Genomic DNA, 25501 nt, shown 5'->3' with positions numbered 1-25501 from the left:
GTACGCACTCACCCGCCGCGCCGTAGGGTCCGGGAAGCCCCGCACGGGCGTCCCGGACCCACAAGGGCTGTCCCGCAGTTCCTGGCGGGTGCGCGACGACAGCCACGGCACCTCGCCGCGTCGCCGGAACATCCCGCGTGCATCCCGTACGCGGACGCTCCTCCGCCTTGCGACGCGCCGCGTCCGACGTCGCGCACCGGTCCACCACGCATCGCGCGACGGCCCTCGGGCCCATGTCTCCGCTCCGTCTCGGCAGCGTCTCCGCACCGCATCAACTCTGTACCTTTGTCGACTCCTTCTGGGGTCTTACCGTCGCATTTCGCCCCCGGAGGGGAATGTTGGCGCCGTCCTGGGCACGCAACCCCCCGCTGGCCGCGTAACTTTGTCGACCGGGGTTCACCGCCAGCCGCTGAGGGAGCAGTCTTGGCACGGAATATCGGCAGCCGGTACACCGCCCACCAGATCCTGGGGCGCGGCAGCGCCGGAACGGTGTGGCTCGGCGAAGGGCCCGAGGGGCCCGTCGCCATCAAACTCCTCCGCGAGGACCTCGCGTCCGACCAGGAGCTCGTGGGCCGCTTCGTCCAGGAGCGCACCGCCCTGCTCGGGCTCGACCACCCGCACGTGGTCGCCGTCCACGACCTCGTCGTCGACGGCAACGATCTCGCCCTGGTCATGCGCCTGGTGCGCGGCACCGACCTGCGCACCCGGCTGGACCGCGAGCGCCGCCTCGCCCCCGAGGCCGCCGTCGCGATCGTCGCGGACGTGGCCGACGGACTCGCCGCCGCGCACGCGGCCGGAGTGGTCCACCGGGACGTCAAGCCGGAGAACATCCTGCTCGACATGGAGGGTCCGCTCGGCCCCGGCGGATCGCACCCCGCACTCCTCACGGACTTCGGTGTCGCCAAACTCATCGACACCCCGCTGCGCACCCGGGCCACCCGGATCATCGGCACGCCCGACTATCTGGCGCCCGAGATCGTCGAAGGGCTCCCGCCGCGCGCCGCCGTCGACATCTACGCGCTGGCGACCGTCCTCTACGAGCTGCTCGCCGGGTTCACGCCGTTCGGCGGCGGCCACCCCGGCGCGGTACTGCGCCGGCACGTCACGGAGACCGTCGTCCCGCTCCCCGGAATCCCCGAGGAGCTGTGGCAGCTGCTCGTCCAGTGCCTGGCCAAGGCCCCCGCCTCCCGGCTGCGGGCCGGAGAGCTGGGCGGCCGGCTGCGGGAGCTGCTGCCGCTCCTTGCGGGCATCGGGCCGCTGGAGGTGGACGAGCCCGGCGAAGAGGAAACGGAACTTCGCCCGGAGTACGACGAGCAGCAGTACACCCCCGCCGGCGAGGAGCCGCGCCGCCGGGGCGCCGTACCGCTGGTCCCGGGACCGGCCCCCGACTCCAACCGGGACACTCACACCAGCATGCGGGTGCCCGGCCCGGACGAACTGGCCGGAGGACCGCTCGGCACCGCCCGCGCACCTCGGGCCCCCGGCCCGCGCCCCGGCTCGGCCCGGAACAAGTCCGCCGCGGTCCGCAAGCGCCGCCTCACCCTGGGCGCGGCAGCCGTGGTGCTCGTCGCGGCGGTCGCGGTGGGCGGCTGGCTGGCCACCGGCGGTGACGACGCGGGTGCCGCACCGCAGGACGGCGGCAACTCCGCGCCCGGCGCACCCTGAGACCCGTACACCGTCCCGGGCCGCCCCCGCCGCCGGGTGGCCCGGTCGCCGACCGGCCCGGAAGCCGTGCCGGACCAGGGGATACGGCGCCCGAAGCCGGGGGAGGGCGAGCTTCACCCGTCCAGCCGTTACGCTGGACCCGTGGCAGTCGTCGATATTTCCGAAGAGCTGAAGTCCCTCTCGTCCACCATGGGGTCGATCGAGGCCGTCCTGGACCTGGACTCCCTGAGGGCGGACATCGTCGTGCTCGAGGAGCAGGCGGCGGCGCCGTCCCTCTGGGACGACCCGGAGGCGGCACAGAAGATCACCAGCAAGCTTTCCCACCTCCAGGCCGAGGTCCGCAAGACCGAGACGCTGCGCGGTCGCATCGACGACCTGGGCGTCCTCTTCGAGCTCGCCCAGGACGAGGGCGACGCGGACGCTCTCGCCGAGGCCGAGACCGAGCTGGAATCGGTCCGCAAGGCGCTCGACGAGATGGAGGTCCGCACCCTCCTCTCCGGCGAGTACGACGCGCGGGAGGCCCTGGTCACCATCCGGGCCGAGGCCGGTGGCGTCGACGCCGCCGACTTCGCCGAGAAGCTCCAGCGCATGTACCTCCGCTGGGCCGAGCGGCACAACTACAAGGCCGAGGTCTACGAGACCGCGTATGCCGAAGAGGCCGGCATCAAGTCGACCACCTTCGCGATCGAGGTCCCGTACGCCTACGGCACGCTCTCCGTCGAGCAGGGCACCCACCGGCTCGTCCGGATCTCGCCCTTCGACAACCAGGGCCGCCGTCAGACGTCCTTCGCGGGCGTCGAGGTGCTGCCGGTCGTCGAGAAGACCGACCACGTCGAGATCGACGAGTCCGAGCTGCGCGTGGACGTGTACCGCTCCTCGGGCCCCGGCGGTCAGGGTGTCAACACCACCGACTCCGCGGTGCGGCTGACCCACCTGCCGACCGGCATCGTCGTCTCCTGCCAGAACGAGCGCTCGCAGATCCAGAACAAGGCGTCCGCGATGAACGTCCTCCAGGCGAAGCTCCTCGAGCGCCGCCGCCAGGAGGAGCAGGCGAAGATGAACGCGCTCAAGGGCGACGGCGGCAACTCCTGGGGCAACCAGATGCGTTCGTACGTCCTGCACCCGTACCAGATGGTCAAGGACCTCCGTACGGACTTCGAGATGGGCAACCCCGAAGCGGTCTTCAACGGTGAGATCGACGGCTTCATCGAGGCGGGCATCCGCTGGCGGAAGCAGGGCGAGAAGTAACCGTACGCGTACGGAAGTTGGGCCCGGGCGGGATTCCTGCCCGGGCCCATTCGCGTACCTGGGGCGGGCGGTGGCGCGGGTGCGCCGAGGCGCGTGGGGCGAGGGGCGGGGCCGGGGGTGTGGTGATTGCGTCACAGTCGGGGCAGTGAATAACCGTCAGAAGCCTCACCGGTTCGCCAATCGCCCGAAACGCTCTTGACGTAATCCTCAACTCTGGCCAGGGTGCTGGAGCAGCGTGCGTATGACTGGGACGGGTGTGAGTGGGGGCGGACCGGACGACCGCGACGAGCGCGGCCCGGTTCGGAGCGAACCCCGCAGAGCCAGGTCCCTCACACGTGCTGCTCCATTGACGAGATCGGCTACTGGGGGTAGCAGCAGATGACGAAGAAGACGCGCGTACGTATCGCGCGCATAGCCGCCGGCGCGATCATCGCGGCCGGCGCTTCCCTGACCGCCGCGGGTGCGGCGCAGGCGTTCGGCACGCCCGACAGCGTCGGCGCGGCTGTCGACGGTGGCGACGACGGCACCGAGGTCGGCGACGACGCGGGTGCCGTGGACCAGGGTGCGGACGGTTCGACGGACGAGGGCGCCGACGGTTCGACGGACGCCGGTACCGATGGTTCGACGGATGCCGGTACGGACGGTTCGACGGACGCGGGTACCGACGGTTCGACGGATGCCGGTACGGACGGCTCCACGGACGCGGGTACCGACGGTTCGACGGACGCCGGCACCGATGGCTCCACGGACGCGGGTACCGACGGTTCGACGGACGCCGGTACGGACGGCTCCACGGATGCCGGTACCGACGGTTCGACGGACGCCGGTACCGATGGTTCGACGGACGCGGGTACCGACGGTTCGACGGACGCGGGCACCGACGGCTCCACGGACGCCGGTACCGATGGCTCCACGGACGCGGGCACGACCGGTTCCACCGACGGCGGCTCCTCGACCTCGGGCGGCTCCGACTCCACCGGTGGTTCGTCCACCGGCGGTGACGAGAGCTGCACCGTCACCCTCGACGGTGCCGAGTGCGTCGAGTCCAACAACACCGACACCGACAGCGTCGGCAACAAGCCGGCCGAGCAGGGCAAGGGCAAGGACGAGCTCGCCGAGACCGGTGCGGCCGAGACCACGTTCCTGCTGCTCGGCGCCGCGACGATGATCGCCGGCGGCATCGGCTTCCGCTTCCTGCCGCGTCTGGCGGGTGGCCGCACCGCCGTCTGAGCCACCGGCTCAGGGGCAGGGCGCAGAAACACCGCTGAGGGCCCGGGGAGAGCATCACCGCTCCCCGGGCCCTCACGCGTCGAGGCCGAGGGGGTGCCCGGCGCCCCTCGGAGCCGTACGGGCGCGTAGGGGCCGCCTCCAGGGGCCGGGCTCTACGCCACCTGCTGGGCCAGCAGCGCCACCGCGCACACCAGCACCACCAGCAGGGTGATCAGCAGCACCGGGTTCATCCCACCGAAGGGGCCCTGGTCCTGCTGACGCAAGCGCTCACGGCTCGCGCGGCAGACGGGGCAGCGGCCCTCGTTCACCGGCGCCGCACAGTTCGCGCACACCAGTCTGTCGTAGGTCATGCGCACTCCTCCTCCCGCGCGGCGGAACCGTCCTCGGCCGCCCTCGGCCGTTCTCTCGCGCCCGGCCGGTCGTCCGTCCGCACAACGCTCCGGGGAGCGTGACCGTTCCCCCTACCACTGTGCCAGCTCCGTCGACATTCGGCGCGGCTCCTCGGGGAGTACGGGAACAGTGCGCCGCGCGCGGGTCCGTGCGGGGTCACGCGCTGTCGCGAAGAGGGTGCGGAGGGCGCCCGAACGTTCCGCATGACGGACCCGCCCCGACGCGTTCCGGCTCATGTTCCGGCATAAATCACCCATCCGTAGACGCCGCCTGCGCGGCCGGGGAGCATTCGCGTAGGGTCACGCACACATACTCCCGGCCGACCATGGTGCCTCCGTGATCCGATTCGACAACGTCTCGAAGACCTACCCGAAGCAGAGTCGCCCCGCGCTGCGCGATATCTCCCTGGAGATCGAGAAGGGCGAGTTCGTCTTCCTGGTGGGCTCCTCGGGCTCCGGCAAGTCCACCTTCATGCGCCTCATCCTCCGTGAGGAGCGCGCGAGTCAGGGCACGGTCCATGTGCTCGGCAAGGACCTGTCGCGCCTGTCCAACTGGAAAGTCCCCCAGATGCGCCGTCAACTGGGCAACGTGTTCCAGGACTTCCGCCTCCTCCCCAACAAGACCGTCGCCGAGAACGTGGCCTTCGCGCAGGAGGTCATCGGCAAGCCGCGCGGCGAGATCCGCAAGGCCGTGCCGCAGGTGCTCGACCTCGTGGGGCTCGGCGGCAAGGAAGACCGCATGCCCGGCGAGCTCTCCGGTGGTGAGCAGCAGCGCGTCGCCATCGCGCGGGCGTTCGTCAACCGGCCGATGCTGCTGATCGCCGACGAACCGACCGGCAACCTCGACCCGCAGACCTCCGTGGGCATCATGAAGCTGCTGGACCGGATCAACCGGACCGGCACCACCGTGATCATGGCTACCCACGACCAGAACATCGTCGACCAGATGCGCAAGCGCGTCATCGAGCTGGAACAGGGCCGTCTCGTGCGGGACCAGACGCGCGGCGTCTACGGCTACCAGCACTGAGCGGCCACCAGCACTGAGCATCTGAGCATCGAGTACTGAAAGGACGCCATGCGCGCCCAGTTCGTCCTGTCGGAGATCGGCGTCGGCCTCCGGCGCAACCTCACGATGACCTTCGCCGTCGTGGTCTCCGTCGCCCTCTCGCTCGCCCTGTTCGGCGGCGCGCTGCTGCTCCGCGAGCAGGTCAGCACGATGAAGGACTACTGGTACGACAAGGTCAACGTCTCCATCTTCCTGTGCAACAAGAACGACGCCCTGGACATGCCCAAGTGTTCCAACGGCGCTGTGACCGACGCGCAGAAGAAGGAGATCGACGCGGACCTCAAGAAGATGGCGGCCGTCGACACCGTCACCTTCGAGACGGTCGACCAGGCGTACAAGCACTACCAGGACCAGTTCGGCGACACCCCGATGGCGGGCAACATCACGCCCGACCAGATGCAGGAGTCGTTCCGCGTCAAGCTCAAGGACCCGGAGAAGTACAAGGTCGTCGCCACCGCCTTCGCCGGAAGAGCCGGGGTGCAGTCCGTCCAGGACCAGAGATCGATCCTGGACAACCTCTTCGAGTTGATGAACGGCATGAACGTCGCGGCCCTGTTCGTCATGGCGTTGATGCTCGTCATCGCGCTGATGCTGATCGTCAACACCGTGCGGGTGTCGGCGTTCAGCCGCAGACGCGAGACCGGCATCATGCGGCTCGTCGGCGCCTCGGGCTTCTACATCCAGATGCCGTTCATCATGGAAGCGGCCTTCGCCGGGCTGATCGGCGGTCTGCTGGCCTGTGTTCTGCTCATAGGCGCCCGCTACTTCCTCATCGACGCCGGCCTCTCCCTGCAGAGCAAGCTGAACCTGATCGACTTCATCGGCTGGGACGCGGTCATCACCAAACTGCCGCTGGTCCTCGCGATCGGGCTGCTGATGCCCGCGGTCGCGGCGCTCTTCGCGCTCCGCAAGTACCTCAAGGTGTGACATGCGCCCCCTGCGCCGCACGGTGAAGCACCCGTGCGGCACAGGGGGTTTGTCCTGGGCCGTGTCCGCCCCTACCCGTCGGACGGTCGGCGCCTGGCACGGCACCCGGGTCGTGTCTGACCGTGCACGTCGGGCGGTCGGCGCCCGGCACGGCACCCGGGTCGTGCCTGACCATGCCTGTCGGGCGGTCGGCGCCCGGCACGGCACCTCGCGGCGTTGTCGGACCGCCCGTGTACATCCAAGTACACGGGCGGTTCTCCGCCTTGCGATGCACCGCACCGGACTCCGCCCGCTTATCCGACGCACATGATCAGACACGGCCCGGCGGCGTTGTCGGACCGCCCGTGTACATCCAAGTACACGGGCGGTCCTCCGCCTTGCGATGCACCGCACCGGACTCCGCCCGCTTATCCGACGCGAAGGGGCGGACACGTCCTAGACTCGCTGCCATGCAGGGGCCCTTGTACCGGTACGGGCCCCGCGGCCTGCGCCGCGGGGCGGCCTTGACGTTGGTGTTCGCCGGAGTGCTCGCCACCGGTGCGGCCACCGGATCGCTTCCGCGCGACGAGGCGGCCGGTGCCGACACGCGGACCCGCCCGGCCGCCGCCTCCCTCGTCCCCGTCGACCGCCAGGAGTTGGCGGCTGCCGCCGCGGGGGCCGCCGCGGACGGGAAGTCGGCCACCCAGGCCGCCGAGGAGCTCGTCAGCCGCAGCGGCGACCGCTGGGGCGCGGTCTACGACGAGCGCGAGTACGAGGAGTTCGAGCAGGCGCTCGACGGCTCGTACACCGGCGTCGGCCTCTCGGCCCGCCGCACTGCCGACGGCCGGGTGCGGGTGGCCCGGGTCGAGCCCGGGGGCCCCGCCGACCGGGCGGGCATCCGCGCCGACGACGTACTCACCACCGTGGACGGCGACCGGACCCAGGGGCGCCCCGTCGCCGAGGTCGTGGCCCAGCTGCGCGGAGACGGTACGCACGAGAGGGCCGGCTCCTCGGTCGTCCTCGGGCTGGAGCGGGGCGGACGCGCCCGGACGGAGTTCCTGCACCGCGCCCGGCTCACCACCGAGCCCGTCACCGTGCGCCGGCTCGGTACCGGCCCCACCTCCACCGTGCTGATCAAGGCGACGGCCTTCACCCGGGGCGCGGGCGGCGAGATCCGCGACGCGGTCCGGTCCGCCCCCGGTGACGCCGGAATCCTGCTGGACCTGCGGGCCAACCGCGGCGGCCTGGTCGGCGAGGCGGTCGTCGCGGCCTCCGCGTTCCTGGACGGCGGGCTGGTCGCCACGTACGACGTGCAGGGGGAGCAGCACGCCCTGTACGCGGACGGGGGCGGCGACACGACGCGCCCGCTCGTGGTCCTCGTGGACGGCGGCACGATGAGCGCGGCCGAGTTGCTGACCGGCGCGCTCCAGGACCGGGGCCGCGCGGTCACGGTCGGTTCGCCCACCTTCGGCAAGGGTTCGGTGCAGATGCCGAGCGAGCTGCCGGACGGTGCGGTGGCGGAGCTGACCGTCGGGCAGTACCGCACGCCGGGCGGCAAGGGCGTGGAGGGCAGGGGGATCACCCCGGACGTGGTGGCCGGCACGGGGGCCCTGGATCGGGCCGAGACGGTATTGAGTGGCCTCGGGGGTGGGTCGTAGTGCGAAAATGACCACACTATGGCCAAGGAAAAAGACACCGGGCGCAAGATGATCGCGCAGAACAAGAAGGCGCGGCACGACTACCACATCATCGACACCTACGAGTGCGGGCTCGTGCTCATGGGTACCGAGGTGAAGTCCCTGCGGATGGGCAGGGCCTCGCTGGTGGACGGCTTCGTCCAGATCGACCAGCACGAGGCGTGGCTGCACAACATCCACGTACCCGAGTACGTCCAGGGCACCTGGACCAACCACGCGGCGAAGCGCAAGCGGAAGCTGCTGATGCACCGGGCCGAGATCGACAAGCTGGAGTCGAAGTCCAAGGAGACCGGGCACACCATCGTCCCGCTCGCCCTGTACTTCAAGGACGGCCGGGTCAAGGTCGAGATCGCGCTCGCGAAGGGCAAGAAGGAGTACGACAAGCGCCAGACGCTCCGCGAGAAGCAGGACACCCGCGAGACCAACCGCGCCATCTCGGCGGCCCGCCGCCGGCAGCGCAGCGCGTGACCGGGCGCCGCCAGGTCTGTCTCATGGCCTGCGGCGGGTTCGTGGGGCGCGGTCCGGGCACACGGGAAGGGTGACCGGCGGAATACGCTGGCATCGTCCGGCGTTGGTCACGTACGATGGGCCGTGCACCCCAGCGAGGGTGCGCGTATTGAAAAATCAACATGGGGATGATCGGTTTCGACAGCGGATGTCGAAGCAGGGGAAGCGAGTCGAGGAAGCGACAATGATCTCGTAAACCATATGTCGCAAACAATAATCGCCAATTCCAAGCGCGATTCCTCCGCCTTCGCCCTCGCTGCCTAATTAGCAGCTAGCGAAGACTCTGCGGAGTGTCAGCCCGGGGGTGGTCCCGACCCGGATCCTGGCATCACTAAGGGATCTAAACTTCTAAGCCCGGTCACGGGGCCTAGAAGGAAATCAAACAGTGACTGAGCCTGTCGGAGGCTTGTTCGCGTGACCTCCGGGGCCGAGAAAAGCGTAGCGAACTGCACTCGGAGAAGCCCTGGTTCCGCACCGTTGGACGCGGGTTCGATTCCCGCCATCTCCACAACCCCATGTAAACCTCTGCCCCGCGAGCCCGCTCGTGGGGCAGAGGTTTTTTCCGTGGAGATCCGGACCTCTTCCGTGGAGATCCGGACCAGGACGTCGGACTCAGAGCCGGGACAACTCGTCCACCAGGTCGTCCAGGCCCAGAGACCCCTGGGACAGTGCGGCCATGTGCCAGGCCTTCAGGTCGAACGCCTCGCCCCGCCGCTGCCGCGCTTTCTCCCGCCCGAGCAGCCAGGCACGCTCGCCCAGCTTGTAGCCGATCGCCTGGCCCGGCATGGTCAGGTAGCGGGTCAGCTGGCTCTCCACGAAGTCGGCCGGACGGCTGCTGTGCGATCCGATGAACTCCTCCGCCAGACCGGGCGTCCACCGCTCACCGGCGTGGAACGGCGAATCGGCCGGTATCTCCAGCTCCAGGTGCATGCCGATGTCCACGATCACCCGGGCCGCCCGCATCATCTGGGCGTCCAGGTAGCCGAGGCGCTCTTCCGGCCCCGGCAGGAAACCCAGTTCGTCCATCAGCCGCTCCGCGTAGAGGGCCCAGCCCTCCACGTTGGCGCTGACCATGCCGACGGTCGCCTGGTAGCGGGAGAGCTCTCCGGCCACGTGCCTCCACTGGGCGAGCTGGAGATGATGGCCGGGCACACCCTCGTGGTACCAGGTCGACACCAGGTCGTACACCGGGAAGCGGGTCCGTCCCATGGTCGGCAGCCAAGTGCGTCCGGGACGGGAGAAGTCCTCCGACGGCGGGGTGTAGTACGGCCCTCCGCCACCGCCCGAGGGCTCCGTGCGGGCCTCCACCCGTCGCACCCGTTCGGCGAGTTCGAAGTGGGTCCCGTCCAGCGAGTCGATCGCCCGGTCCATCAGCCCTTGGAGCCAGTCGCGGACCTCGTCCACACCTTCGACGTTCCGGCCGTGCTCTTTGAGATGGGCCAGCGCCACCCACGGGGTCGTTGCGCCGGGCAGGAGGCGTTCCGCCTCGGTCCGCATCTCCGCCAGCAGCCGGTGGAACTCCGACCACCCGTACACGTAGGCCTCGTCCAGATCGAGGTCGGTGCCGTTGAAGTAGCGGGCCCACCGCGTGTAGCGCTCCCGGCCGACGGCGTCCGGGGCGCCCTCGACGGCGGGTGCGTAGACGTCCCGCATCCAGTCCCGCAGTCCGGCGACGGCAGCGGTGGCCACGCGGGCGGCATCGTCGAGTTCGTCCCGCAGCGTCTCGGGGCCATCGGCCGAGAACTCCTCGAACCAGCCGCGCCCCTTTCCGTCGGCGTCCACCCATTCGGCGAGCTGGTCGACGAAGGCGGCGGTCGGTCGCGGGCCCGCGTACAGCTTGCGCTCCAGGCCGAGCGCCAGTGACTCGCGGTACCCGGCGAGAGCCCGGGGCACCGCGCGCAGCCGCTCCGCGGCGGCCCTCCAGTCCTCCTCGGTCCGCGTCGGCATCGCCGTGAACACGTCCCGGACGAAGTGCGGCGGGGTCGCCATGTTGCCCACCGCGCGCAGGTGCTCGCCGGCCTCGTGGACGGCGAGCTCGGCGGTGAGCCGCTCACGCAGGAGCCGTGCGCAGCGCCGCTCGACGCCGGTGTCGGCGCCCGGCCGCGACTCGGCCTCGGCGAGGCGCCCGAGCGCGGTCCGCGCGAGTGCCGCAAGGGCGTCCGCCCCGGCGGGTGAGGTGTCGGCCAGACGGCCGGCACTCTCCTTCACGCCGAGGAAAGTCCCCGTGACGGGGTCGAGTTCGACGAGGGCTTCGACGTACGCGTCGGCGACCTGACGGGGGAGTGGCTCCGCTATCGGCATCATGCGCCCATCCAACTGCGTGGAAGGGCGCACGTCCCCCGAACCCTCCGGCCGGGCGGGTGGCCGGCCCACCGCCTCGGCCGGCGCACCGGACAGGCGGTGGTTCAGCTCGGGTTGTCCCCGTGGGTCAGGGTCTCCCACGCCACGAAGAGGTTGTTGCTGCCGGCCGGGCGGTTCTGCTCGGTCAGGGCCTGGGTGTTGGTCATCGCGATGCCGAGGCGGTTGTGCAGGGCGTTGTAGCCGACCTCGGTGACGGGGCCGAGGCCCAGGTTCAGCGAGCCGCCGCAGAGCCAGCTCGGGACGGACTGGCCGCGCTGGTACGTGGACTGGAAGCCGAGAGCCTGGCGCAGGCGCTCGCCGACGTCCGTGCCGTAGAGGTCCTGGCCCTGGATGCGGCTGGTCTCCGCGATGTGGGAGATGGCCGAGATGCCGTATCCGGTGTGGGTGAAGTCGCGGCAGGTCTCCTGGGTGAGCCCGGTGACGAAAGTGGACTGGCCCTGCCAGTAACTGACGATCTTCGCGGTGGTGTCGAGGTTCTGGCTCGGCACGGTCTTGGGCACCGCCCCGTCCGAGGCGAGGTAGACGTATGCCGCGGTGCGGGTGCGGAACTTCGCGATCGCCTTGTCGTAGGAGGTCTTGTCCTCCAGGAAGACGGAGATGCCGACGGCCGCCTCCATCATCGACAGCTCCCAGTTGCCGTTGGAGTTCGAGCCGTTGATGACCTGCGGCAGGTAGACGTTCCGCAGCATGGTCGAGAAGCGGGCCGAGTTGGACCAGGACCCGGTGTACGTGTACTTGATGATCTCCGCGGCCTTGGGCCAGGAGGAGCCCGCCCAGCCGGTCTGCAACGGGGCGTTGCTGTTGGTGTGGCTCGTGATCGTCGCCGACCAGGCGTCCATCAGCTCGATGGACTTCTTCGCGTACCGCTCGTCGCGGGTGATGTACCAGGCGAGCGCGTCGGTGTACGCGGCGATGGCGTCCTCGCGCTCGTCCGTGCAGCCGTTGTTGGGGTTGGAGTAGAGGAGCCGCACTCCACGGTCGCCCGGGGCTTGGCGGTGCGGCTCAGGCTCGCGTAACCGCTCGCCATCATCTGGTCGTACGCGCCCTTCCAGGGCTGCGCACCCGCGTTGACCTTGGTGCGGGCGAAGTCCAGCTGCCCCTGGGAGACGGTGACCCCGGGGTGGGTGAAGGCGGCCGGTGCGGCCTCGGCGCGTGGGGCGGCCGGGCCGGAGAGGAAGCCGACGACGAGTGCGGCGGTCGCGGCGGCCACGGTGAGGAGGAGGGCGGGGCGCCCGGGGCGGCGGCGGACCGCCGGGACGGGTGCGGGGACGGGGGTGGGGGGAACTGGCATGCGGGGGTCATCCGTTCTCGTACGTGAACGAAGCACTGGGGGTTGAACACGCCTGCTGGCCGGTGACCATAGGTACAGACCAGGGAGCCGTCAAGACCGCGCGGCAGACTCCCAGCTCAACTGATGTTCGTATACGTGAACTCGATCGTCCGTGCGTGGACCAGCGGGGGTCAGTCGGCTATGCCGCTTCCGCCCGCCCCGTGCGGCCCGCCCGTCCCGTCCCGAGGGCCGAGACCACGAGCGCGAGTCCGGCGGCGCAGGCGGGAGCGGCGTAGCCGGGGATCGTGCCGCCGTGCTCCACCAGCCAGCCGCCGGTGGCCGAGCCCGCGGCGACACCGCCGAGCAGTGCGGTCACCGCGAGCGTCATGCCCTCGTTCAACTGAGCCGCCGGGGTGAGGCGTTGGACCAGCGTCATGCCGGTGACCATGGTCGGCGCGGTGGCCGCGCCCGCCACCAGCAGGCAGAGCCCGAGGGTGAGGAGCGAGCCGGTGGTGGCGACCGCCAGCAGCGGCAGGCACATCAGCGCGGTCATCGCGGCGAGGCAGAACACCAGTCGGCCGGAGAGGTTACGGGCCGGCCGCAGCGCTCCGTAGAGCAGGCCGGCCGCGCAGGACCCGGTGGCCTGGAGGGCGAGGACGGCGCCCCCGGCGTGCGCGATCGAGACGACCTCCATCGTGCCGAAGACCGCCCCCGTCGCCAGGAAGACCGCGAGCAGCGCGGGCATGCCCGGGGAGCGGAACGGGGAGCGCGTCCGGACCGTACGGGGTGCGACCGGCGGCTCCGTGGAGCGCTGGGCCGTGAAGATCAGGATGCCGGTCATCATCAGCACCGCCCCGGTGACCGTGCCCGCCTCCGGGAAGAGGGTGCCGCAGAGGGCGGCGGCGAGGACCGGGCCGAGCATGAAGCAGAGCTCGTCGGCGGCCTGTTCGAAGGAGTTGGCGGTGTGCAGGGCAGCCGGGTCGTCCCGGAGCAGATGCGACCAGCGGGCCCGGGACATCCCCCCGGTGTTGGGGGCGGTGGCCGTGGCGGAGTACGCGACGAAGAGGGTCCAGGTGGGGGCGTCGAGACGGACGCAGAGCGCCAGGACGAGGGCGCCGGACGCCGCGAGAGCGGTTGCGGGCACCGCGATCCTGGCCTGGCCGTACCGGTCGACCAGCCGTGCCGTCAGTGGCGCCACCACCGCCGTCGCCACCAGGCCGGTCGCGGTCACCGCCCCCGCCAGGGCGTACGAGCCCCGCGACCCGGCGATCATCAGCACCGCGCTGACGCTGAACATCCCCATCGGCAGCCGGGCGAGCAGGTTCCCCGCCGTGAAGGCGCGGGCGCCCGGGGTGCGGAGCAGCCGCAGATACGCGTTGCGGGGTGCGGGCGGCACGGATATGCCGGACGCGGCGGAGACGGGAGAGGGAGAGGGAGAGGCGGGGGAGGGGGAGGCGGGGGAGGGAGAGGAAGCAGGGGAGGGAGAGGAAGCAGGGGAGGGGGAGAAGGTGGGCGCGGGGGTGGCGGTGGGGGCAGGATTCGGCACCCTGACAGCCTCGGCCGCCCACCGCCGTCCGGTCCAACACCGGCCCGCGCCCGATTCACGCACCTGTGTTGTAGATTCCCCCCGTGACCGTCCCCGACCTCGATCCCCGGCTGCTGCGCGCCTTCCTCGCCGTCGCCGAGGACCTGCACTTCACCCGGGCCGCCGCCCGCCTCTTCGTGGCCCAGCAGGCGCTGAGCCGGGACATCCGCAGGCTGGAGCGGCTGCTCGGGGCCGCGCTGTTCGTCCGTTCGACCCGGCAGGTAGTCCTGACCCCGGACGGCGAACGGCTCGTCCCGCACGCCCGCCGGGTGCTCGACGCGCACGCCGCGCTGGGCGCCGCCTTCGCCGACCAAGCGGCCCGGCCGCTCCTGGTGGACCTGAACACGGACGGGATGACGGCCGCAAGGGTGCTGGACCGGGCACGCGAGCTCGCTCCGGAATGCGAGCTGATGGCGCGCTTCGAGTCCGGGCTCACCTGGGCCGCCGGGGAGATCCTCGCCGGACGGCTGGACGCCTCCTTCGGGCGTGCCGGCGGGCTCGATCCCGCGGTGCGCGCCGGGCTCCACGTGCAGCCGGTGCGCTACGAGCCGATGGCCGTCCTGCTGCCGTCCGCTCATCCTCTCGCGGCACGCGAGGTCGTCGCCCTCGCCGATCTGGCCGGGGAAACCGTCTACGCCGGGGCGGGCAATGCGCGCACCCTGGAATGGACCGACCTCGCCGCACTCCTTTTCGAAGAGTGGGGCATCCATCTGGCGCCGCCCACTCCGCTTGCCGTAGGAGTGGCTGAATTTCAACGGATCATGGCGAAGACGGGGCACCCGGTGCTCGCGGTTGTCGGTTTTCCTCCGCTTCCGGGTACCGTGCTCCGACCCCTCGTGCGCCCCGTCCCGCTCTCTCCGCTCCTGCTGGTCCACCGGAAGGGGATGCGGCACCCCGGTCTGGACGCACTCCGTACGGCCGCCGTTCAACTTCAGTCGTCAGAAGGGTGGATGGTACGGCCACCCGATTCCTGGCTGCCCGAAACGGACGCCGCGACGATGGCGTACCAGAGGTGAAGGACAACCCGATCCGGGGACATTGGCGTCAGCATCGTGCGCTACATTCATCAGTCCGGGCACAAGGTGAACGTGGTGCGCGGACGGGGTGGGGACCCGGTCCGACGGCATGAAACCAGTCATTCATGTGTGCCGGAATCACTGAGTGGGGGATGTGCGAACACCTGTGGAAAATTGGCGAGAAGGCACCCGGACCGGGCACAGCCATGAGCCGCACGACGTGACGATCCAGCTGGACGGGCTGGGGCGTCAACTCTCCGAGCTCAAGACCGACCCTGGTACCCCGGAGGCTTCGGACGGCCCCGTCTTCGTGGACGAGAGCGGACGGCGGAGCAAGAACTTCCGAAGGGCCGGCTGGCTGGTGGCCGCAGCCTGCACCGTCTTCGCCGTCGTCCTCGTCTCCTCGCTCTTCGGCGGCAGCTCGGTCGCGCCGTGGCTCCCGCTCACCAGCCAGGAGCAGAAGAAGGCCGACGAGGACAAGGGCGGGGACACGCCCGCCGCGGACCCGTCCAACTCGACCGGCGTCGCCGGCATCACCGACCCGGGCGCGACCACCGGCCCGACGCCCGGCGCCGGAGCCACGGACGCGGCCTCCCCGGGCGCCACCGGCTCGTCCGCCAGCGCCTCCACCGGCGCGTCCGCCTCCGACCCCGCCGAAAGCCCCGCCGCGGGCACGCCCGCCGGATCGTCCGCGACCACCGGCGGCGGATCGAGCCCGAAGCCTTCCGCGCCGGCCTCGGCGACGAAGCCGGTCGACACCCCGACCACGGACCCCGTCCAGCCGACTTCGCCCACGGAGACGACGGAACCGACCACCGAGCCGCCGGTCGTATCACCAGAAAGCAGCACCCCGTAAATGACTCAGCCCGCACCGCTGGTCAGGAACCGCCGCAAGGCCAAGGCCAAGCGCAGATTGCCGCTGCGCTATCTCCTGCCGTTCCTGATTCTGGTGGCCCTGCTCGCCATGCTCGTGCTGCGCGGATACGTGAACAGCGAGATCGCCGCCGACCACCGCGTCCGCAACCCCGTCGGGACCGACCAGGTCCCCGAGCACATCCTCGACGGCGGTCCCGTCATCGACGCCCGGTCGAAGACCGAGGCCGCCACCTCGGTGCGCATTCCCGACCACCACATCGTGCTGACCTTCGACGACGGCCCGGACCCGGAGTGGACGCCCCGGGTGCTGGACAAGCTGAAGGAGTACCACGCCCACGGCGTGTTCTTCGTCACAGGCACCATGGCCTCCCGCTACCCGGAACTCGTCCGGCGCATGGTGGACGAGGGCCACGAGGTCGGGCTGCACACCTTCAACCACCCCGACCTCTCCTACCAGTCCACCAGCCGGATCGACTGGGAGCTCTCCGAGAACCAGCTCGCCCTCGCGGGCGCCGCCGGTGTGCACAGTTCCCTCTTCCGGCCGCCGTACTCCTCGTTCGCCGACGCGATGGACGACAAGTCCTGGCCCGTCACCCAGTACATCGGCAGCCGCGGCTACCTCACCGTGGTCAACGACACCGACAGCGAGGACTGGAAGCGCCCCGGCGTCCGGACGATCATCAAGAACGCCACGCCCAAGCACGGCAAGGGCGCGATCATCCTGATGCACGACTCCGGCGGCGACCGCTCCCAGACGCTGGCCGCGCTCGACCGCTTCCTGCCCTCCATGCAGGAGAAGGGGTACGAGTTCACCAACCTGACCACCGCGCTCGGCTCCCCGAGCGCGCTCACCCCGGTCAGCGGCGCCGCGCTCTGGAAGGGCAAGACCTTCGTCACCGCGGTGGGCTTCTCCGAGGACGTCACCGGCGTCCTGGTGGCTCTCCTCTCCGTGGTCGGCGTCCTCGTCATCGGCCGCTTCGGCCTGATGCTGCTGCTCTCCTTCGTGCACGCCCGCCGGGTCCGCCGCAGGAACTTCCGCTGGGGCGACGCACCCGTCACCGGCCGGGTATCGGTGCTGGTGCCCGCGTACAACGAGCGCAAGTGCATCGAGGCGACCGTCCGTTCCCTCATGGCCAGCGACCACCCGATCGAGATCATCGTCATCGACGACGGGTCGACGGACGGCACCGCCGACCTCGTCGAGGACATGCGGCTGCCCAATGTCCGCGTGGTGCGCCAGCAGAACGCGGGCAAGCCCGCCGCGCTCAACAACGGCATCGCGCACGCCCGTTACGACATCGTCGTGATGATGGACGGCGACACCGTCTTCGAGCCGTCCACCGTCCGCGAACTCGTCCAGCCCTTCGCCGACCCCAAGGTCGGCGCGGTGGCGGGCAACGCCAAGGTCGGCAACCGCGACTCGCTGATCGGCGCCTGGCAGCACATCGAGTACGTGATGGGCTTCAACCTGGACCGCCGGATGTACGACGTCCTGCGCTGCATGCCCACCATCCCCGGCGCGGTCGGAGCCTTCCGCCGCACCGCGCTGGACCGGGTGGGCGGCATGAGCGAGGACACCCTCGCCGAGGACACCGACATCACGATGGCCCTCCACCGCGACGGCTGGGACGTCGTCTACGCGGAGAACGCCCGTGCCTGGACCGAGGCACCGGAGTCCGTGCAGCAGCTGTGGTCCCAGCGCTACCGCTGGTCCTACGGCACCATGCAGGCTATCTGGAAGCACCGCGGCGCCGTCTTCGACCGGGGACACTCCGGCCGGTTCGGCCGCGTCGGCCTGCCGTTCGTCTCCCTCTTCATGGTGGTCGCCCCGCTGCTCGCCCCGCTCATCGACGTCTTCCTGGTCTACGGGCTGATCTTCGGCCCCACCGGCAAGACCGTCGCCGCGTGGTTCGGCGTGCTGCTGGTCCAGGTCGTCTGCGCCGCCTACGCGTTCCGGCTCGACAAGGAACGCATGACCCACCTGATCTCCCTGCCGCTCCAGCAGATCATGTACCGGCAGCTCATGTACGTCGTGCTGCTCCAGTCCTGGATCACCGCCCTCACCGGCGGTCGGCTCCGCTGGCAGAAACTGCGCCGCACCGGCGTCCTGGACGCCCCCGGCGCGGCACCGGGAGCACGCGCCGCCGCAGGCGCCGACCACCGGAGGCCCGTCGGATGAGCTGGAACGAACCCACCCCGAGCGGCGAGGACACCGCGCGGCTGCGCGTACCCGCGCCCGCGGCGCACCGCCGCGTCCCCGAGGCCCGTCAGGCGCCCGGAGCCCCCGCGCCGTCACTGCCGTACGCCACCGGGCCCGGCAGCTACCTCGGCGACGGCACCGTCACCGGCTCCGGGGCCCCGGCCCCCGCCCCGCACCACGGGCGGCACGCCGGAGGCCCCGCCGTACCCGAGGCACCCGAGCCGGCGGACGCCGTCCCGGCGGCCCCGAAGCGGCCCGTCCGCGACCGCTACCTGGACGTGCTGCGTTCCGTGGCCCTGGTCCGCGTGGTGGTGTACCACCTCTTCGGCTGGGCCTGGCTGACCGTCCTCTTCCCGTCCATGGGCGTGATGTTCACGCTGGCCGGATCGCTGATGGCCCGCTCGCTGGCCCGCCCCGCCTGGAGCGTCATCCGCAGCCGGGTGCGGCGCCTGCTGCCCCCGATGTGGCTGTTCTCCGCCGTCGCGCTGCCGATGATGTTCTGGCTCGGCTGGAAGCCCGTGAAGGAGGAGGGGCTCTGGTGGTTCGTCCGCCTGGCGAGCTACGTCCTGCCGGTCGGCTCCCCGCCCTACCCCGAGGAGAGCGGCTCCGAGGGCGGCTGGCTCGAACTCACCTGGGCCGACCAGGCGGCAGGCCCGCTCTGGTACATCCGCGCCTACCTGTGGTTCGTCATCGCGTCCCCGCTGCTGCTCAAGGCGTTCCGCAAGATGCCCTGGGCGACGATGCTCGCGCCGATCGGCCTCACCGCGATCTTCGGCACCGGGCTGGTCACCATCCCGGGCGCGACCGGCGAAGGCGTCGTGGACTTCACGGTGTTCGCCTCCTGCTGGATCCTCGGCTTCGCCCACCACGACGGTCTGCTGAAGCAGGTCCCGCGCTATCTCACCGTCTCCTCGGCCGCGATCATCATGGGCTTCGGCATCTGGTGGGCCTCCGGACACCTCACCGAGGAGGGCTGGAACCTCGACGAGATCCCGCTCGCCCAGGCCACCTGGTCCTTCGGGTTCTGCCTGATCCTGCTGCAGTACGCCCCGTCGTGGGAGAAGCTGCCCGGCCGCCTCGCCCCGTACGACGGACTCGTCACGCTCGCCAACAACCGTGCCGTGACGATCTACATATGGCACAACCTGCTGCTCATGGCGACCGTGCCGTTGATAGACCAGATGTGGCGGATCGGCTGGGTCGACGAGCACCTCGGCGCCTACTCCGACGGCCTCTACACCGGGCTGAGCCTGATCCTGATATGGCCGCTGATAGGACTCGCGATCCTGGCCTTCGGCTGGGTGGAGGACGTCGCGGCGAAACGCAGGCCGCGGCTCTGGCCGTCCGGCAAGCCCGCCCGGCCGACGCCCGTACCCGCGTCCGCCGCCGGCGGCGGCCACCGGCACTGACCGGCCGCCGCCACACCCCCCACGGATCGTCCTGCGACATGTCGTCGTTCTCACCGGGCCGCACCCGGCCCGGTGAGAGCAAGGTTGCGCACCGGTCACCTCGGGGCACGGCACGGTAACCCGCCTTCCCTAGCGTCGGAGACAACACCCCGACCCCGTGGAGGCGCGTGATGGCTGGCCGTTGGATCGAGCACTGGGACCCGGAGGACGAGACCTTCTGGCAGGAGAAGGGCCGCCCGGTGGCCCGCCGGAACCTCTGGTTCTCCGTCCTCTCCGAGCACATCGGGTTCTCCGTCTGGTCCCTGTGGTCCGTGATGGTCCTCTTCATGGGCCCGGAGTACGGGATCGACCCGGCGGGCAAGTTCTTCCTGATCTCCACCGCCACCCTGGTCGGGGCGATCGTCCGCGTCCCGTACACCTTCGCCGTCGCCCGGTTCGGCGGCCGCAACTGGACGGTCTTCAGCGCCCTCTCGCTGCTGGTGCCGACCGCCGTCGCGTTCGCGGTGATGGAACCCGGCACCTCGTACGGCACCTTCGTGGCCGTCGCGGCCCTCGCCGGCATCGGCGGCGGCAACTTCGCCTCCTCGATGACCAACATCAACGCCTTCTTCCCGCTGCGCGAGAAGGGCTGGGCGCTCGGCCTCAACGCGGGCGGCGGCAACATCGGCGTCCCCGTCGTGCAGCTCATCGGCCTGCTGGTCATCGGCACCGCCGGCGCCACCCACCCCCGGATCGTCCTCGGCGTGTACGTCCCACTCATCGTCCTCGCCGCGCTCTGCGCCGCCCGGTACATGGACAACCTCGCGCCCGTACGGAACGACACCGGGGCCGCCAAGCAGGCGGTGCGCGAGGCGCACACCTGGATCATGGCCGTCCTCTACGTCGGCACCTTCGGCTCCTTCATCGGCTTCAGCTTCGCCTTCGGCCTGGTCCTCCAGACGCAGTTCGGCCGCACCCCGCTCCAGGCCGCCTCGCTCACCTTCATCGGCCCGCTGCTCGGCTCGCTGATCCGCCCCCTCGGCGGCAGGCTCGCCGACCGGCACGGCGGCGCCCGCATCACCCTCTGGAACTTCGCGGCCATGGCGGCGGCCACCGGTGTCGTCGTGTACGCCTCCGGCGCCCAGTCCCTGCCGGTCTTCCTCGTCGGCTTCATCGCCCTGTTCGTCCTGTCCGGCCTCGGCAACGGCTCGACGTTCAAGATGATCCCGGGCATCTTCCACGCCAAGGCAGTCAGCCGCGGCCTGCGCGGCGAGGAGGCCGCGGCCGAGGGGCGGCGGCTCTCCGGGGCGGCCATGGGCCTCATCGGCGCGGTGGGCGCGATCGGCGGCCTCGCCATCAACCTGGCCTTCCGCCAGTCCTTCCAGACCTCCGGTGCCGGAACGGCCGCCTTCTGGTCCTTCCTCGCCTTCTACGCGGTGTGTTCGGCCCTCACTTGGGCGGTATACCTTCGCCGTCCGGTGACCGCTCCGGCGAACGCGAGCGCCAACGCCCCGCGCGGGCTCGCGGAGGTCTGACAGGGCCTTGACGGGACGTCAACCACCCTCCTGGACGGCCGTCAGGCGTCGAAGGACGTAACGGGCGGGAAATACGGGGGAACCGAGCCTGTCACGCGGGGTTGACAGTCTCGGTCCACCGCACAGCGGCAGCGACCGCGGGAACGAGAGCCGGGTAGATCACGCCATGCAGGAAGTCGAAGCCACACAAGGCCCCCTCGCGGGCTTCACGGTCGGAGTGACCGCAGCCCGGCGGGCCTCGGAGCTCGGCACGCTGCTCCAGCGCCGCGGAGCCCAGGTCGTCCAAGCCCCCGCCCTCAGGATCGTGCAACTCGCGGACGACAGAGAGCTGCTCGCCGCCACCGAGGCACTGATCGCCCACGCCCCCGACGTCGTGATCGCCACCACCGCCATCGGCTTCCGGGGCTGGGTCGAGGCGGCGGACGGCTGGGGCATCGGCGAACAGCTGCTGGACCGGCTGCGCGGCGTCGAACTCCTGGCGCGCGGACCCAAGGTGAAGGGCGCCATCCGGGCGGCCGGCCTCACCGAAACCTGGTCGGCCGCCTCCGAGTCCATGGCCGAGGTGCTGGAACGGCTCCTCGACGAGGGTGTGGACGGCCGCCGCGTCGCCCTCCAGCTGCACGGCGAACCGCTCCCCGGATTCGCCGAGAGCCTCCGCGCCGCCGGGGCCGAGGTCATCGACCTCCCCGTCTACCGCTGGATGCCGCCGCAGGACATCGCCCCCCTCGACCGGATGCTCGACCTCACCGCCGCCCGCGGACTCGACGCGATCACCTTCACCAGCGCCCCCGCCGCCGCCTCCTTCCTCGACCGCGCCCAGACCCGCGGCATGGCCCCCGAGGTGCTCGGCGCCCTCCACGACGACCTGCTGGTCGCCTGCGTCGGCCCGGTCACCGCGCTGCCGCTCCAGGCCCGCGGCATCGAGACCGTCCAGCCCGAACGCTTCCGGCTCGGCCCGCTCGTCCAGCTCCTCTGCGCCCAGCTCCCCGCCCGCTCCCGCACTCTGCCGGTCGCCGGCCACCAGATGACCGTGCGCGGCCACGCGGCGCTCGTCGACGGGGCGCTGCGCCCGGTGCCCCCCGCCGGGATGGCCCTGCTGCACGCGCTGACCCGCCGCCCCGGCTGGGTCGTCTCCCGCGCCGACCTGCTGCGGGCGCTGCCCGGCAGCGGCTCCGACGAGCACGCCGTGGAGACCGCGATGGCCCGGCTGCGCTCCGCGCTCGGCTCGCCCCGCCTGATCCAGACGGTGGTCAAGCGCGGCTACCGGCTGGCCCTGGACCCGGTGGCGGACACCAAGTACGGCGACTGAGCCCGGACTCCGCGCGGCCGGGCCCGGGCGCCCGGAGCGCCCACGACCCCGGCGCGCGGAGCCGGCCGGAGGGCCGGGGCGCGAGGAGGCCGTGCGGAGGCCGGGGGTAGCGTGCCGGGATGACCGACGCACCGTACCCGCTGACCGCCGACAGATCCCTGCGCCCGGCCGTCGCCTCCGACGCCCCCGCGCTCGCCGACGCGCTGCTGCGCAGCCGCACGTACATGGCCCCCTTCGAGCCGGTGCGCCCCGACTCCTTCTACACGCCCGAGGGCCAGGCCGAACGCCTCGCCGGTCACCTCGCCGCCGGAGGGCACGCCTGGGTCGCCGCCGACGAGGAGGACCGGGCGGTCGCCTCCTTCACCCTCTCCGGGGTGGCCCTCGGCGCGTTCCGCAGCGCGGTCTTCGGCTACTGGGTCTCCGTCGAGCAGGCCGGCCGGGGCATCGCCACCGCGGCGGTCCGCCGGATCTGCGAGCTCGCCCGCGACGACCTCGGGCTGCACCGGGTCGAGGCCGGCGTCCTGCTGTACAACACCGCCTCGCAGCGAGTGCTGGAGAAGAGCGGCTTCGAGGAGTTCGGCCTGGCCCCCGATTTCCTGTACATCGACGGGGAATGGCGCGACCACCGGCTCTTCCAGCGCATCCTGCACGACGAGCCCCCGCTCCTCTGACACAGGTCCTCCGCGTCCGACCGGGTCCCGGTGCACGATCGGGGCGCCCCGCCTGATGCGCACCGGCCCCCCGTCGCGTACGGTTGACGGCTGCCCAACGCACGTCAGAAAGGGGCCTCGGTGGCCGCGCAGGATGCCGCTGTCGATTCTCTGCGGGACCGGGAAATCGGTGTCGAACAGGATCATCTGGACCGGGTCTACGACCGCCTCGAAGAGAAGATCGACGAGGCTCAATTCCTCATGCACGACGCCGTCAAGCGAGGCCAGGTCGGTACCCCCGGCGCCCTCGCCGAACGGGACGCCCAGGTCTTCCGGGCGGGCATTCACCTCAACCGGCTGCACAGCGAGTTCGAGGACTTCCTCTTCGGCCGCGTCGACCTGCTCCTCGGCAAGGACGGCGAGCGCGGACCCGACGGCGCCTTCACCTCCGTCGAGCCCGCCGACGAGGCCGTACGCCCGGACGACACGGCGGACATCGCCGAGACGCTGCACATCGGCCGGATCGGCGTGCTGGCGGCCGACTACTCGCCGCTGGTGATCGACTGGCGTGCCCCGGCCGCCGCGCCCTTCTACCGCTCCACCCCCAAGGAACCCGGGCGCGTCGTGCGCCGCCGCGTCATCCGCTCCCGGGGCCGCCGCGTCCTCGGCGTCGAGGACGACCTGATGCGCCCCGAGCTGACGGCGTACCTGGACGGCGAGAAGCTGCCCGTCATCGGCGACGGCGCCCTGATGGCCGCGCTGGGCCAGGCCCGCAGCCACACCATGCGGGACATCGTCTCGTCCATCCAGGCCGAGCAGGACCTCGTCATCCGCGCCCCCGCCGCCTCCGTCACCGAGGTCACCGGCGGCCCCGGCACCGGCAAGACCGCCGTGGCCCTGCACCGCGCCGCGTACCTCCTCTACCAGGACCGGCGGCGGTACGCGGGCGGCATCCTGATCGTCTCGCCGACCCCGCTGCTCGTCGCCTACACCGAGGGCGTGCTGCCCTCCCTCGGCGAGGAGGGGCAGGTCGCCATCCGCGCGGTCGGCTCCCTCTCCGACGAGGCGGCCGGCGTCGAGGGCGCCACCACCTACGACGAGCCCGCGGTGGCCCGTATCAAGGGTTCCTCCCGGATGCTCCAGGTCCTGCGCAAGGCCTCCCGCGGCGCCCTGGACCAGCCCGCCCCGCGCACCGCGCCCGCTCCGGCGCCCCGCGAGGACGGCCAGCTCTCCTTCGGCGAGCCGGAGCCCGCAGCCGTCACCGTGTCCGGCGGCGCGAGACCCGCGACCCCGACGCGGCTGCGCGTCGTCGCCTTCGGTGCCCGCGTCGAGCTGGAGGCCGACGAGCTCCAGCGCATCCGCCACAACGCGCTGGGCGGCTCCGCCCCCGTCAACCTGCTGCGCCCGCGCGCCCGCAAGCTGCTGCTCGACGCGCTCTGGAGCAAGTCGTCCGGCCGGGGGCGCTACACCGACCCCGAGCTGGCCGCCGAACTCCGCTCCTCCTTCGACGACGACGTCTCCACCGAGACCCCGTTCCTCGAGTTCCTGGACGCCTGGTGGCCGGAGTTGACCCCGCGCGGGGTGCTCGCCGCGATGGCCGACGAGAAGCGGCTGGCCCGCTGGTCCCGCCGCGTCCTCAACCAGGGCGAGGTACGCCGCCTCTCGCGCTCCCTCAAGCGCCTGGGCGCGGACGGCAAGGGCCCCCTCTCCGTGCACGACGTGGCGCTCCTGGACGAGCTCCAGGCCCTGCTCGGCGCACCGGCGCGGCCGCGCAAGAAGCGCGACCTGGACCCGCTCGACCAGCTCTCCGGCCTCGAGGAGCTGATGCCGCAGCGCGAGGAGACCCGCCGCGAGCGGGCCGAACGCCTGGCGGAGGAGCGCACCGAGTACGCGCACGTCATCGTCGACGAGGCGCAGGACCTGACGCCCATGCAGTGGCGGATGGTCGGGCGCCGGGGCCGGCACGCCACCTGGACCATCGTCGGTGACCCGGCGCAGTCCTCCTGGTCCGACCCGGACGAGGCCGGCGCCGCGCGCGACGAGGCGCTCGGCAACCGCCCCCGCCGCCGTTTCACGCTCACCGTGAACTACCGCAACCCGGCGGAGATCGCCGAGCTCGCGTCGAAGGTGCTGGCGCTCGCCATGCCCGGCACGAAGTCGCCGTCCGCCGTCCGCTCCACGGGCATCGAGCCGCGCTTCGCGACCGTGGGCGACCAGGAGCTCGCCGCATGCGTCCGCGAGGAGGCGCGCCGGCTGCTCGACCGGGTCGACGGCACCGTCGGCGTGGTCGTGGCGATGAACCGCCGTGTCCAGGCCCGCGACTGGCTGGCCGGCCTCGGGGAGCGCGTGGTGGCGCTCGGCAGCCTGGAGGCCAAGGGGCTGGAGTACGACGCCACGGTGGTGGTCTCCCCAGCGGAGATCGCCGACGAGTCCCCCGCCGGACTGCGCGTCCTGTACGTGGCCCTCACCCGGGCGACGCAACAGCTGACGGTGGTCTCGGCCGCCGCCGACCTGCCCGACGAGGACGGAGTGCCGGACCTGCTGCGGGACTGACGGGCCGGTCGCCGCAAGGGTTTTCGCCCTGCGGCGACCCGGTCACCGGG

At 71.5% G+C, this 25501-nt stretch carries 18 protein-coding genes, 1 other RNA gene and 1 pseudogene; 16 read left to right on the top strand and 4 right to left on the bottom strand.

Going from position 1 to position 25501, the window contains the following annotated elements:
• The first annotated feature begins 423 nt into the window (after window positions 1-423).
• The 3 genes from ACFWEP_RS08330 to ACFWEP_RS08320 all read left to right on the top strand — a co-directional run bounded on the left by ACFWEP_RS08330 (window position 424) and on the right by ACFWEP_RS08320 (window position 4143).
• Window positions 424-1665: a serine/threonine-protein kinase gene (locus tag ACFWEP_RS08330; protein WP_387367512.1), complete on the top strand. Its 1242-nt coding sequence runs from the start codon at window positions 424-426 to the stop codon at window positions 1663-1665.
• Window positions 1666-1806: 141 nt separating this feature from the next.
• Window positions 1807-2913, top strand: coding sequence for a peptide chain release factor 2 (gene prfB, locus ACFWEP_RS08325; RefSeq protein WP_387367509.1), 1107 nt, complete (start codon window positions 1807-1809; stop codon window positions 2911-2913).
• A 378-nt stretch (window positions 2914-3291) separates the two neighbouring features.
• On the top strand, window positions 3292-4143 hold the full coding sequence (locus ACFWEP_RS08320; protein ID WP_387367506.1) for a hypothetical protein: 852 nt from the start codon (window positions 3292-3294) through the stop codon (window positions 4141-4143).
• Between the two features lie 152 nt (window positions 4144-4295).
• On the opposite strand, the gene ACFWEP_RS08315 is transcribed toward ACFWEP_RS08320, so the two are convergent.
• Window positions 4296-4493: a hypothetical protein gene (locus ACFWEP_RS08315; RefSeq protein ID WP_387367503.1), complete on the bottom strand. Its 198-nt coding sequence runs from the start codon at window positions 4491-4493 to the stop codon at window positions 4296-4298.
• 376 nt (window positions 4494-4869) lie between these two features.
• Between ACFWEP_RS08315 and ftsE the strand changes: the two genes are divergently transcribed.
• From ftsE to ssrA, 5 genes are all read left to right on the top strand, one after another.
• The gene (ftsE, locus tag ACFWEP_RS08310) at window positions 4870-5559 is read left to right on the top strand and encodes a cell division ATP-binding protein FtsE (protein ID WP_328721403.1); all 690 of its coding nucleotides are present in this window, start codon (window positions 4870-4872) and stop codon (window positions 5557-5559) included.
• Between the two features lie 48 nt (window positions 5560-5607).
• A complete protein-coding gene (gene ftsX / locus ACFWEP_RS08305; protein WP_387367500.1) occupies window positions 5608-6525 on the top strand; it encodes a permease-like cell division protein FtsX in 918 nt (305 codons plus the stop codon).
• A 449-nt stretch (window positions 6526-6974) separates the two neighbouring features.
• Complete coding sequence (locus ACFWEP_RS08300) at window positions 6975-8162, top strand: S41 family peptidase (protein ID WP_387367497.1); 1188 nt, start codon at window positions 6975-6977, stop codon at window positions 8160-8162.
• Window positions 8163-8180: 18 nt separating this feature from the next.
• A complete protein-coding gene (smpB, locus tag ACFWEP_RS08295; RefSeq protein ID WP_327176063.1) occupies window positions 8181-8669 on the top strand; it encodes an SsrA-binding protein SmpB in 489 nt (162 codons plus the stop codon).
• A 163-nt stretch (window positions 8670-8832) separates the two neighbouring features.
• Window positions 8833-9219: a transfer-messenger RNA gene (gene ssrA, locus ACFWEP_RS08290) on the top strand.
• A 101-nt stretch (window positions 9220-9320) separates the two neighbouring features.
• On the opposite strand, the gene ACFWEP_RS08285 is transcribed toward ssrA, so the two are convergent.
• The 3 genes and pseudogenes from ACFWEP_RS08285 to ACFWEP_RS08275 all read right to left on the bottom strand — a co-directional run bounded on the left by ACFWEP_RS08285 (window position 9321) and on the right by ACFWEP_RS08275 (window position 13741).
• Window positions 9321-11012, bottom strand: coding sequence for a DUF885 domain-containing protein (locus ACFWEP_RS08285; RefSeq protein WP_387367493.1), 1692 nt, complete (start codon window positions 11010-11012; stop codon window positions 9321-9323).
• Window positions 11013-11113: 101 nt separating this feature from the next.
• Window positions 11114-12360: pseudogene (locus ACFWEP_RS08280) on the bottom strand (alginate lyase family protein).
• Window positions 12361-12538: 178 nt separating this feature from the next.
• Window positions 12539-13741 (bottom strand): MFS transporter, encoded by a 1203-nt coding sequence (locus ACFWEP_RS08275; protein WP_387367533.1) that lies wholly within the window; start codon window positions 13739-13741, stop codon window positions 12539-12541.
• Between the two features lie 227 nt (window positions 13742-13968).
• Here ACFWEP_RS08275 and ACFWEP_RS08270 point away from each other — a divergent pair, with 227 nt between their 5' ends.
• The 8 genes from ACFWEP_RS08270 to ACFWEP_RS08235 all read left to right on the top strand — a co-directional run bounded on the left by ACFWEP_RS08270 (window position 13969) and on the right by ACFWEP_RS08235 (window position 25451).
• Window positions 13969-14940: a LysR family transcriptional regulator gene (locus ACFWEP_RS08270; RefSeq protein WP_387367490.1), complete on the top strand. Its 972-nt coding sequence runs from the start codon at window positions 13969-13971 to the stop codon at window positions 14938-14940.
• Between the two features lie 220 nt (window positions 14941-15160).
• Entirely contained in the window at window positions 15161-15796 is a 636-nt protein-coding gene (locus tag ACFWEP_RS08265) for a hypothetical protein (protein ID WP_387367487.1), read from the top strand.
• Window positions 15797-15859: 63 nt separating this feature from the next.
• Window positions 15860-17995: a glycosyltransferase gene (locus ACFWEP_RS08260; RefSeq protein WP_387367530.1), complete on the top strand. Its 2136-nt coding sequence runs from the start codon at window positions 15860-15862 to the stop codon at window positions 17993-17995.
• Window positions 17992-19425: an acyltransferase family protein gene (locus ACFWEP_RS08255; protein ID WP_387367484.1), complete on the top strand. Its 1434-nt coding sequence runs from the start codon at window positions 17992-17994 to the stop codon at window positions 19423-19425. The genes ACFWEP_RS08260 and ACFWEP_RS08255 overlap by 4 nt, the downstream gene beginning before the upstream one ends.
• 170 nt (window positions 19426-19595) lie before the next feature.
• Window positions 19596-20939, top strand: coding sequence for a nitrate/nitrite transporter (locus tag ACFWEP_RS08250; protein WP_387367481.1), 1344 nt, complete (start codon window positions 19596-19598; stop codon window positions 20937-20939).
• Window positions 20940-21105: 166 nt separating this feature from the next.
• The gene (locus ACFWEP_RS08245; protein ID WP_387367478.1) at window positions 21106-22248 is read left to right on the top strand and encodes a uroporphyrinogen-III synthase; all 1143 of its coding nucleotides are present in this window, start codon (window positions 21106-21108) and stop codon (window positions 22246-22248) included.
• 119 nt (window positions 22249-22367) lie between these two features.
• Window positions 22368-22919: a GNAT family N-acetyltransferase gene (locus tag ACFWEP_RS08240; protein ID WP_387367475.1), complete on the top strand. Its 552-nt coding sequence runs from the start codon at window positions 22368-22370 to the stop codon at window positions 22917-22919.
• Between the two features lie 120 nt (window positions 22920-23039).
• Complete coding sequence (locus ACFWEP_RS08235) at window positions 23040-25451, top strand: HelD family protein (RefSeq protein ID WP_387367472.1); 2412 nt, start codon at window positions 23040-23042, stop codon at window positions 25449-25451.
• Window positions 25452-25501: the final 50 nt, after the last annotated feature.

Origin of the sequence: Streptomyces sp. NPDC060198, assembly GCF_042728415.1 — a bacterium.
Classification (GTDB): Bacteria; Actinomycetota; Actinomycetes; order Streptomycetales; family Streptomycetaceae; genus Streptomyces.
This window is presented reverse-complemented; position numbering and strand designations above follow the sequence as displayed.

What these genes read in the sequence shown, in the direction of transcription:
- ACFWEP_RS08320 (WP_387367506.1), top strand. Translation starts at nt 3,292, where the DNA reads ATGACGAAGAAGACGCGCGTACGTATCGCGCGCATAGCCGCCGGCGCG.
- ACFWEP_RS08315 (WP_387367503.1), bottom strand. Translation starts at nt 4,493, where the DNA reads ATGACCTACGACAGACTGGTGTGCGCGAACTGTGCGGCGCCGGTGAAC.
- ftsX (WP_387367500.1), top strand. Translation starts at nt 5,608, where the DNA reads ATGCGCGCCCAGTTCGTCCTGTCGGAGATCGGCGTCGGCCTCCGGCGC.
- ACFWEP_RS08300 (WP_387367497.1), top strand. Translation starts at nt 6,975, where the DNA reads ATGCAGGGGCCCTTGTACCGGTACGGGCCCCGCGGCCTGCGCCGCGGG.
- smpB (WP_327176063.1), top strand. Translation starts at nt 8,181, where the DNA reads ATGGCCAAGGAAAAAGACACCGGGCGCAAGATGATCGCGCAGAACAAG.
- ACFWEP_RS08285 (WP_387367493.1), bottom strand. Translation starts at nt 11,012, where the DNA reads ATGATGCCGATAGCGGAGCCACTCCCCCGTCAGGTCGCCGACGCGTAC.
- ACFWEP_RS08255 (WP_387367484.1), top strand. Translation starts at nt 17,992, where the DNA reads ATGAGCTGGAACGAACCCACCCCGAGCGGCGAGGACACCGCGCGGCTG.
- ACFWEP_RS08250 (WP_387367481.1), top strand. Translation starts at nt 19,596, where the DNA reads ATGGCTGGCCGTTGGATCGAGCACTGGGACCCGGAGGACGAGACCTTC.
- ACFWEP_RS08245 (WP_387367478.1), top strand. Translation starts at nt 21,106, where the DNA reads ATGCAGGAAGTCGAAGCCACACAAGGCCCCCTCGCGGGCTTCACGGTC.
- ACFWEP_RS08240 (WP_387367475.1), top strand. Translation starts at nt 22,368, where the DNA reads ATGACCGACGCACCGTACCCGCTGACCGCCGACAGATCCCTGCGCCCG.